The organism is Mycobacterium sp. UM_Kg27 (assembly GCF_000972905.1).
Classification (GTDB): domain Bacteria; phylum Actinomycetota; class Actinomycetes; order Mycobacteriales; family Mycobacteriaceae; genus Mycobacterium.
Genome location: NZ_JRMM01000048.1, coordinates 19,902 through 28,166, shown reverse-complemented (window position 1 = coordinate 28,166; position 8,265 = coordinate 19,902). Strand labels below are relative to the sequence as shown.

The window sequence follows — 8,265 nt, the reverse complement described above, 5'->3', positions numbered from 1 at the left end:
AGATGTGTATAAGAGACAGGCTGTACACGGTGCACTACGGCAACATGGGCGAACAGGTGCTCGGCCTGCAGGTGGTGCTGCCGGACGGAGCGCTGCTACACCGACGCAGCGCGGTGCGCTCCGACAACACCGGCTACGACCTACCGGCGTTATTTGTCGGCGCCGAAGGAACTTTGGGCGTCATCACCGGGCTCGATCTGCGACTGCATGCCCGCCCGGCCCACCGGGTCACCGCACTCTGCGGCTTCGCGGAGCTGCAGGCCCTGGTAGATGCGGCGCGAACCTTTCGCGACCTCGACGGCATCGCGACCCTGGAGTTGATCGACGCCCGCGTCACCGCGTTGACCGGCGAGCGACTCGGGATTGTCGCTCCGGTGCAAGGTGACTGGCTGCTGCTGGTGGAACTGACCGGCGACACCGACCAGACCGACCGCCTCGCCGGCATGCTGGCGCAGGTGCGGTCCTGTGACGAGCCGGCGGTGGGCGTGGACGGTGCGTCCCAACAGCGGCTGTGGCGGGTGCGCGAGGCGATCGCCGATGTGTTGGGGGCATTCGGGCCGCCCCTGAAGTTCGATGTGTCCCTGCCCCTGGCAGCGATCGCCGGATTCGCCGCAGCGGCGGGCACATTGGTGCAACGGCACGCGCCGCAGGCGCTTCCGGTGCTGTTCGGCCATGTCGGCGAGGGCAACCTGCACTTCAACGTGCTGCGTTGCTCGGCACCAGCCGAAGCGGGCCTGTACGCGGCGATGATGACGCTCATCGCCGACTGCGGCGGCAACGTCAGCTCCGAACACGGGGTGGGCAGCCGCAAGCGGGCCTACTTGGCGATGTCGCGCGGGCCGGACGATGTCGCGGCGATGCGGACGATCAAGGCCGCGTTCGATCCGACCGGCTATCTCAATGCCGCGGTGCTGTTCGACTGAGCCGATGGCGACGACCCGCCGCACCCGGCTCCGCAGGCTCCGCCGAGCTTGCGATCGCCGCTAGCGGTGCTTGATGCCGACAGCCTGACGCAGCTGGGCGAGGAACTCCTCGGAGTCGTCGCTGCGAATGATGTAGTGCGAGATGGCGATCCGGATCGCGGCGGCCGCCTTCACCGCCGCATCCGGCCCGGTCAGCATCCGCTTCAGACCCTCGCGCATCGGCACCATGATCCGGGAGAAGTCGGCGAGCACGTGCTTGGGCTCGATGTCGATCATTCGCACACCCGTATATGAGTGTTGGTATTCGACGATGAAACGCAGTGCAGCGTCGAGCTTTTCGGTGCCCTTGAGTCCTTCGGTAGCGCGCGCGATCCCGCTGTCGAAGATGTGCCGCTCGTAACGAGAGAACGCCGAGACCAGTTCTTCCTTCGACGGGAACCACCGATACAGGGTGGGGCGGGAGACCCCGGCCTGGGAGGCTACCTCGGACAGGCTGAGCTTGGTCAATCCATTGCGCCCGAGCACCTCGGCGGTGGCCGCGAGGATCCGCTGCCGGCTCGAGTTGTCGGGGCCGTCCACCGTGCTGCGGGTCATAGCAAAGACTTTACAAAATATAGCGAGAGTGTCACGCTGGTTCGGTGCCTGGACATCGTTCCTCACCGTCGCGGGCCCCCTGGGCCGGGCCGTAGGGCAATTATTGTGATCGAAGCGCCGCAAGTCACGTACGAGGAACGCACGCATCCGCTGCGAGCCGTGATGATCGTCATCGAAGCAGCCGGGATCGGCCAGGTGGCCGCCGCGCAGTTGGCCGCCCAAGGACACCTGGTGTTGCTCGGCGGTCGGCGAATCGCGGAGTCCGAGCGGTTCGCGGCGCAGCTGCGAGACCGCGGCGGCAGCGCGTTCGCTGCCCATCTCGATCTCGCAGACCCGCGGTCAATCAACGAGTTCCTCGCCGCCGCGCACTATCTCATCGGTACCCCGGACGTGCTCATCACCGATGTCGGCCTGGCCGGCCCGGCGGGCGAGTCACCAGACGGCGCCGGTGTGGGTGCGCAAACCCTGGCCACCCGGGTGATTCCGGCCATGATCGCCCGGGGCAGCGGTGATGTGGTGCTGGTCGGCCCGGAGTTCGCCGGGGTGCACTGCGCGACCGCACAGCACAAGGTCGACGCCTGGCTGGCGGCCTTGGACGCGGAATTCGTCGGCACCGGGGTTCGGGCCTCGGCCGTGCGGTCGGTCCGGCCGGGGCCGGGCGCCTCCACCGCTGCGGCCGGCCGCCTGCTCGCCGGGATGGCTACCGAGCCGCGGCTGCGTCTGGTCGAAATGCTCCCGGCTGTGGGAGCGGGTCGCTAACGACGGCGCACCAGGACTGACTGCGCAATGCCCGCCACCGCGCCCTGCTGGTCGAACAAGGTGCCGATGGTCGTCCCGATGCCGTCGGGGCCGTAGTTGGTCTCGGCCCGGATGCCGATCCACTCGCCGTCGGGAACCCGGTGCACGTGCACCACCAGGTCGGTGTTGAGGAACGTCCACTTTCTGATGTCGAGCTTGGTGCCGACCCCGTTGGCGTCGTCGGCCACCGCGAACAACCGCTGCAGCGGAGTCATCACTTCACCCTTGACCAGGTCCACGAGCGGCGAGATCCAGGCTTCACCGGCGCCGGGGGCCAACGGCGTGGTCAGCCACCGCCAGTCCAGGCTGTGGATGTAGTTGCGGTCCCAGTTCTGCTGCATGTTGTTGGTTTGTGCCGCACTGACCGGCAGCAGCGGGGGAGCCGAGGCGTGCTGTACGTCGCCGGTGTCCAACGTCTGCAACCGCCAACCGGATGCACGGGCGACCGGTCGCGGCAGCTGGTCGGGGCCGGGTGCCAGCATCTCGGCGCTGACCAGTTCGATCTGCTTGCCGGCCCGGTCGACCTGGCCGCGCACCCACAGCGCGCCTTCGGCGGGCACCGGGCCCAACAGGTCGATGCTGACCCGGCTGAGCCGGGTGTCGTCCCGCGCCGCCAAGCGTTCCAGTGCCCGCACCAGCAGCGCCGACACCGGTGCGGCGTGCTGGATCTGAGCCGACCACGTGCCGCGCACCAGATCGGTGGCCCCGAACTTCTCGCCCCGCGGATCGGCGGCGTCCAGTAACTCGTAGTAGGAGTCGGTCATCGAATCCACCTCAGGGCAATCCGGCGCCGGGGATCTCCACGGTCACGGTGTCCAAGCGCGAGTCGCGGGTGCCGATCAGGCGCTTCGGGTAGGCGGTGGGGCTGGACAGCAGGAACAGCGTGCGGCGACTCGGCCCGCCCAGCGCGCACGCGATCGCAGCCCGCTCGCCGGTTGCGATGCGGTCGGTTACCACGCCGCCCTCGGTAATGCGCTCGAAATGATTGGCCAGGGTCATCGCCGTCCAGACCCCGCCGGCGGCGTCCAGCGCAATGCCGTCCGGTGGTCCGTCCAACCCGTCGGCGAACACCCGGCGGTCACGCAGCCCGCCGTCGGCTTCGATGGTGAACCGGGTGAGCCGGCGGCCCATCGACTCGGCGACGATCAGCGTGCCGCCGTCCGGGGCGATCGCCATTCCGTTGGGAAAGTCGAGATCCTCGGCGACGAGATGCACGCCGGCGTCGGGGTCGACGCGTACCAGCACGCCGCCGGAGTAGGCCTGCGACCCGATGTAGCAGCGGCCTGCGGCGTCCACCACCATGTCGCCGAGGTCCGCGGGCACCTGCTCGCTCAGGTCGACCAGCGTGGTCACGGTGTCACCGTCGTAGCAGAGCACCTTGCGATCGGACGCCGAGGCGATCAACAGCGTTCCGTCCGGCCGGAAACCCAGCCCGCTGGGAGTGTGTCCCGGCAGCGGCACCGTGGTCATCGAGCCGCGCAGGTTCACGGTGTGGATCGCCTCGCCGAGCATGTCGGAGAACCACAGCAGCCCCTCGAACCAGCGCGGGCCCTCGCCGAAGCAGAAGCCGCCCGCCAGCGGCACCGGCGGGGACTCGGAACCCGGGTTGTCCTGCTGTGAACTCGTTTCGGCGATACCCAACACTGTCGCCCTCCTGTCCGGCGGCCGCGGGCGCGGTTAGGCCTACTTTACAAAATTCGCTTCAAATGTCACGCTCGCGGAATGTCTGAAGCATCTCCGGCCACCGAGACTTCCGCCGCGCCGCAATGGTCAGTCGGCGGCCTGCTGGACCTGTTCGAGGTGACGGCCGACGGCCCGGACCGGTTCACCGGCGCGACCGGCCTGGCCGGCGACGACGAGCGCCAAGTCGTCGAAGGCACCCAACTGGTGGCGCAGGCGATCGTCGCGGCGGCGAAACGCTTCAGCGACAAGTCCGTCCGGTCGGTGCACGCGGTGTTCGCCCGGGCTGTGCTGGTCGGACCGGCGGCGGAATACGTGATCGACGTGGTCAACGAGGGCCGTTCCACGGCCACCGCGGTGATCTCAGTGCTGCAGAACCAGAAGCGCTGCGCAACCATCACCGTGCTGGCGGATGTTCCGTCGGCCGACGTGATCACCCACCACCTGCCCCGCCCTGAAGTGGCAGGCCCCGCGCAGTCCAACCCCTGTGCCATGCCGATGACCGGACGCGAGGTACGCCTGGTCGACGTCGTCGACGTCAACAGCCCCGACGAGGTGGGCCCGCCGGAGCTCTACGCCTGGTTGCACTATGAGCCCATTCCCGCCCGCGACGATCTCGCCAAAGCGCTGATCGCTTACTTCACCGGACATCTGGGCATCTCGACGACGATGCGCGCGCACGCCGGGATCGGCACCAGCCAGTCGCACCTGACGGTGTCCACCGCTCCCATGACGGTCACCGTGAGCTTCCACGAGCCGGTGCGCTGGGACGGCTGGATCCTCTACGGGCATGAAAGCACCCAGGTGGGCGCGGGCATGTCCTATGTTCGCGGCACCGTGCACACCGAGGAGGGCGCTATCCTGGCCTCGTTCGCCCAGGACGGCCTGATCCGGCCGCTGCGCACCAGCGACAACAAGATCGCCGAGCACTCGCGGCTATAGCCGCGGGCGCCCTGCCGCGCCGGGTAGTTCGGCGAAACCGCCGACCAGCGACAGATCAAAGCTGAAAAGACCTGCGATGGGTGCACTCTCGGGCAGCGGGTCCGGATAGCTCCAGGCCACGTCCGGCACGACGGTGTCTCCGATGAACGCGGACCAATAGCGGGCATAGCCCTTGTAGTTGCAGTAGGTCGACGTCGTCGAAGCCCGCAACAGATCCGTGCGCACGTGGTCCGCGGCGACGTACAGGCGCGGTGCCAGGGCCGTCTCGAACAGGATCACGGTGTCATCGGTGTCCACCAGGACCACTCCGTCGACTTCGACCCGCAATGCGCGCCGGGTGGGCCGGCAATCGACCCGGTGATAGGGGTTCGGCGGGTAGTGCACCAGCCGCCGGCCCTCTTCGAACCAGGCGTCCACGGCGTCCCACGGAACCTGCACGAAACCCGATGCCTCCGGCAGCGCCCGGTGCGGAAGATCGCCGACGGCGTCCGCGGGGAAGGCGTAGGCCAGCGGCTCGCCCTGGCGATGCACCAGCAGCGCGCGTTCGGTGTCGATCACGGTGCGCTCCCCCCGGATCGCCCGGACGCGGCGCGGATGCGGTTCGACGTACACCAGGGCCCCGGTGATCTCCGGGGCGAACCAGCCGGCGCGCTCGGTGCTCAGCGGACCGTGTCCGGCAACCAGACTCATCGCGCTCCCACCCGTGTCCACCTCATTCGGCTTTACAAATTTAGCTTCAACTGTAATATCTCGGAGAAGTTGTGCTGCGCGGCCGGACAGTTCGCCCGGCCAGCGGCACCGTCTGAGATTCTCACGACGAGCTGGGATGATGCGATGACGAGTACCGCTGCGGCCCTGGATTCCCTGACGCGGGACCCCCACCTGCGCTACCGCCTCGATGTCATCGCCCCCGATGTCGCCGACCTGGTGCACGCGGCCGGCGGGTGGCTGTATCACCGTGCGGCGACCGGCTGGGATGTGCGGGTGCTGGCGCCGCCGCACCAGGATGTCCGGCCGTTGCAGATCCTGGGGCTCGATACCGCAGACCTCGAGACGGAACTGTCTGCCGCGCACAGCGATGCACCCGGACACAGCCTGGCGGTGGTCGCCGACGCGCTCGCCACCGATCCCCGGATCAGGGCGCGGGTGCATCACGCCCTGCGGAGCAGCCTGACCCAGGTCGTGTTGTGGGGCGAGCGCTGGCCGCTGGAGGTCAGCCATCGGCTCAGCCCAGTGCAGCACCTGCCCACCGTGGCGGGCCGGGCGTTCAAGCGGCAGGCGCTTGCTGCCGCCGGGCACGCGGCGCCGTGCGACGGGCCGGAGATTTTCCGCAGTGACCAGAAGCATTGCTTGCCCGTCAATTCCGACCTGGTCCCGGTCGGCTGATGCGCAAGCATTACGACCACACCCTGCTCTACCTGCACGAGACGATCAATCTGGGCCGTGGGCTGCGCGACGACTTCACCCGCAACTTCACCGAGATCTACCAGCCGATGATGACCGAGCTGGGTGCCCGGCTGTTCGCGCTGTGGGAGTCCACCGCCTACAACGGGCACTGGCCGCAGGTCACGATCATCTGGGAGATCGACGCGTTCGCCGACTACGCCCGAATCGGGCGGGCGCAGGGCCGCGGCGGTAGCCACGCCCCGCCGGCGGCCGAATGGTCGGCCTACCTCGCCGGAATCGGAGCATCGGGGGAGGGCCGCATCATGTACCCCGGCCCGCACAACAGGACCTTGGCTGAGTTGCGCGCGGCCGACTTCGACGCGACCGTTGTCATTCAGGAGATCATGCAGACCAAACCCGGTCGCCAGGACGATTACATCCGGGAATTGGAACGCCTGTATGTGCCGTGGTCGGAGAGCACCGGCAAGCGCTGGCTCGGTTCGTTCACCACCACGTTTCGCTACAACGAGGTCATCCACTACTGGGCACTGGACGGCGGCTGGGACTGCTTCGCCGAGCATTACCCGTCGTGGAAGGACCACCCGCCGGCGGAGATCGTGACGTGGATGAGTGTGGCGCCCGCCTTACGCGACGGCTGGGAGGACTCGATCCTGCAAGCACTGCCGCCCTGCCCGCTGCAGCGAGACAGCACATGACAAGCGTTGCCGCGCCGGAGTTCTCCTACGATCCGTTCGACCCGGCGGTGATGGCCGACCCGCTGCCGTACTACCGGGTGCTACGCGATCACCACCCGATGTATTACGTCCCGCAGTGGGATCTGTACGCCCTGTCGCGCTTCGACGACATCTGGGACGTACTGGCGGTCAGTGACGGAACGTTCGTGGCCTCGGAGGGAACACTGCCGGCGGCCACCGTGCTGGCGCACCACAACAGCGGCCCGGTGCCGGACCCGCCGCTGCACCCGTTGCCTTTCCACGCCGTCTTCGACAAGCCGATCTACGACGACATTCGCCGGTTGCAGTCCCCGGCGTTTCGGCCCCGCTCGGTGGTGGACTGGGAAGGCCGGATCCGCGAATTGGCCAATCAGCGGCTCGATGAGCTGCTTCCGCAGGGCCAGTTCGACCTGACCTGTGATTACGGCGGTGTCGTGGTGGCTCAAGTGGTTTGCGAGCTGCTGGGCATTCCGGTCGAATGCGCCGCAGAGGTGTTGGCGACGGTGAACGCCGGAAGTCTCGCGCAGGCCGGCAGCGGGGTGGACACCGCCGCGGCGCGGCCCAACTACCTGCAGTACCTCATCCCGGCGGTGCAACGCCGGCGCGCTGAGCAGGGCCCCGGCGAACTGCCGATCGTCGACGGGATGCTGGCCTACCGACTGCCCGACGGCAGCGATCTCGATGACGTCGAAGCCGCGACACAACTGCTCTGCATCTTCATCGGCGGCACCGAGACCGTGCCCAAGATCGTCGCGCACGGGTTGTGGGAACTGGCTCGGCGTCCGGATCAACTAGCCGCGGTACGGGCCGATCCGCACCACACGGTGCAGCTGGCACGCGAGGAGATGATCCGCTACTGCGCACCGGCGCAATGGTTCGCGCGCACCGCCCGCAAACCGTTCACGCTGCACGGCACGACTGTTGAGCCGGGCCAACGCATCATCACCCTGCTGGCGTCGGCCAATCGCGACGGACGCGAATACCCCGAACCCGACGAATTCCGTTGGGACCGGCCGATCAAACGGTCACTGGCGTTCGGTCGCGGGCAGCACTTCTGCATCGGCTATCACCTGGCCCGGCTGGAAGTGACTGTCCTGGTGCAGGAATGGCTGCGCCGCGTCCCGAGCTTTCAGATCGCCGACGACGGCGCGACCCGGCTGCCGTCCAGTTTTCAGTGGGGCTGGAACACCATCCCGGTGGAGGTCTGA

Annotated in this window: 10 protein-coding genes; 6 read left to right on the top strand and 4 right to left on the bottom strand. The window is 68.0% G+C overall.

The genetic code is table 11. The annotated features are described in order from the left end of the window. On the top strand, positions 1–923 hold a 923-nt coding region (locus LI94_RS10000), incomplete at its 5' end, for an FAD-binding oxidoreductase (RefSeq protein WP_046301080.1). Between the two features lie 60 nt (positions 924–983). Here the strand turns inward: LI94_RS10000 and LI94_RS09995 are convergent. Next, positions 984–1,517 (bottom strand): TetR/AcrR family transcriptional regulator, encoded by a 534-nt coding sequence (locus tag LI94_RS09995; protein ID WP_046301079.1) that lies wholly within the window; start codon positions 1,515–1,517, stop codon positions 984–986. Positions 1,518–1,622: 105 nt separating this feature from the next. Between LI94_RS09995 and LI94_RS09990 the strand changes: the two genes are divergently transcribed. Continuing rightward, positions 1,623–2,276 carry an SDR family NAD(P)-dependent oxidoreductase gene (locus LI94_RS09990; RefSeq protein ID WP_024442943.1) on the top strand — a complete coding sequence of 218 codons (654 nt, stop codon included), beginning with the start codon at positions 1,623–1,625 and terminating at the stop codon, positions 2,274–2,276. Here LI94_RS09990 and LI94_RS09985 read toward each other — a convergent pair. Both LI94_RS09985 and LI94_RS09980 read right to left on the bottom strand, forming a co-directional pair. After that, on the bottom strand, positions 2,273–3,079 hold the full coding sequence (locus tag LI94_RS09985; protein ID WP_024442942.1) for a thioesterase family protein: 807 nt from the start codon (positions 3,077–3,079) through the stop codon (positions 2,273–2,275). The genes LI94_RS09990 and LI94_RS09985 overlap by 4 nt on opposite strands. A gap of 10 nt (positions 3,080–3,089) precedes the next feature. Beyond that, positions 3,090–3,899, bottom strand: coding sequence for an SMP-30/gluconolactonase/LRE family protein (locus tag LI94_RS09980; protein WP_125079132.1), 810 nt, complete (start codon positions 3,897–3,899; stop codon positions 3,090–3,092). A gap of 138 nt (positions 3,900–4,037) precedes the next feature. On the opposite strand from LI94_RS09980, the gene LI94_RS09975 reads away from it, so the two are divergent. Beyond that, positions 4,038–4,937, top strand: coding sequence for an acyl-CoA thioesterase domain-containing protein (locus tag LI94_RS09975; RefSeq protein ID WP_024442940.1), 900 nt, complete (start codon positions 4,038–4,040; stop codon positions 4,935–4,937). Here the strand turns inward: LI94_RS09975 and LI94_RS09970 are convergent. After that, entirely contained in the window at positions 4,932–5,627 is a 696-nt protein-coding gene (locus LI94_RS09970) for a DUF427 domain-containing protein (RefSeq protein ID WP_046301078.1), read from the bottom strand. The two genes, LI94_RS09975 and LI94_RS09970, sit on opposite strands and share 6 nt — an antisense overlap. A 144-nt stretch (positions 5,628–5,771) precedes the next feature. Between LI94_RS09970 and LI94_RS09965 the strand changes: the two genes are divergently transcribed. From LI94_RS09965 to LI94_RS09955, 3 genes are read left to right on the top strand one after another with little or no spacing between them, the layout of a single operon-like run. Next, positions 5,772–6,323: a hypothetical protein gene (locus LI94_RS09965; protein WP_051190283.1), complete on the top strand. Its 552-nt coding sequence runs from the start codon at positions 5,772–5,774 to the stop codon at positions 6,321–6,323. After that, positions 6,323–7,039 (top strand): hypothetical protein, encoded by a 717-nt coding sequence (locus tag LI94_RS09960; protein WP_046301077.1) that lies wholly within the window; start codon positions 6,323–6,325, stop codon positions 7,037–7,039. The genes LI94_RS09965 and LI94_RS09960 overlap by 1 nt, the downstream gene beginning before the upstream one ends. After that, the gene (locus tag LI94_RS09955) at positions 7,036–8,265 is read left to right on the top strand and encodes a cytochrome P450 (RefSeq protein ID WP_046301076.1); all 1,230 of its coding nucleotides are present in this window, start codon (positions 7,036–7,038) and stop codon (positions 8,263–8,265) included. Before LI94_RS09960 ends, LI94_RS09955 begins: the two co-directional genes overlap by 4 nt.

Coding starts and splice junctions, on each gene's coding strand:
- LI94_RS09970 (WP_046301078.1), bottom strand. CDS start 5,627: ATGAGTCTGGTTGCCGGACACGGTCCGCTGAGCACCGAGCGCGCCGGC.
- LI94_RS09975 (WP_024442940.1), top strand. CDS start 4,038: ATGTCTGAAGCATCTCCGGCCACCGAGACTTCCGCCGCGCCGCAATGG.
- LI94_RS09985 (WP_024442942.1), bottom strand. CDS start 3,079: ATGACCGACTCCTACTACGAGTTACTGGACGCCGCCGATCCGCGGGGC.
- LI94_RS09960 (WP_046301077.1), top strand. CDS start 6,323: ATGCGCAAGCATTACGACCACACCCTGCTCTACCTGCACGAGACGATC.
- LI94_RS09995 (WP_046301079.1), bottom strand. CDS start 1,517: ATGACCCGCAGCACGGTGGACGGCCCCGACAACTCGAGCCGGCAGCGG.
- LI94_RS09965 (WP_051190283.1), top strand. CDS start 5,772: ATGACGAGTACCGCTGCGGCCCTGGATTCCCTGACGCGGGACCCCCAC.
- LI94_RS09955 (WP_046301076.1), top strand. CDS start 7,036: ATGACAAGCGTTGCCGCGCCGGAGTTCTCCTACGATCCGTTCGACCCG.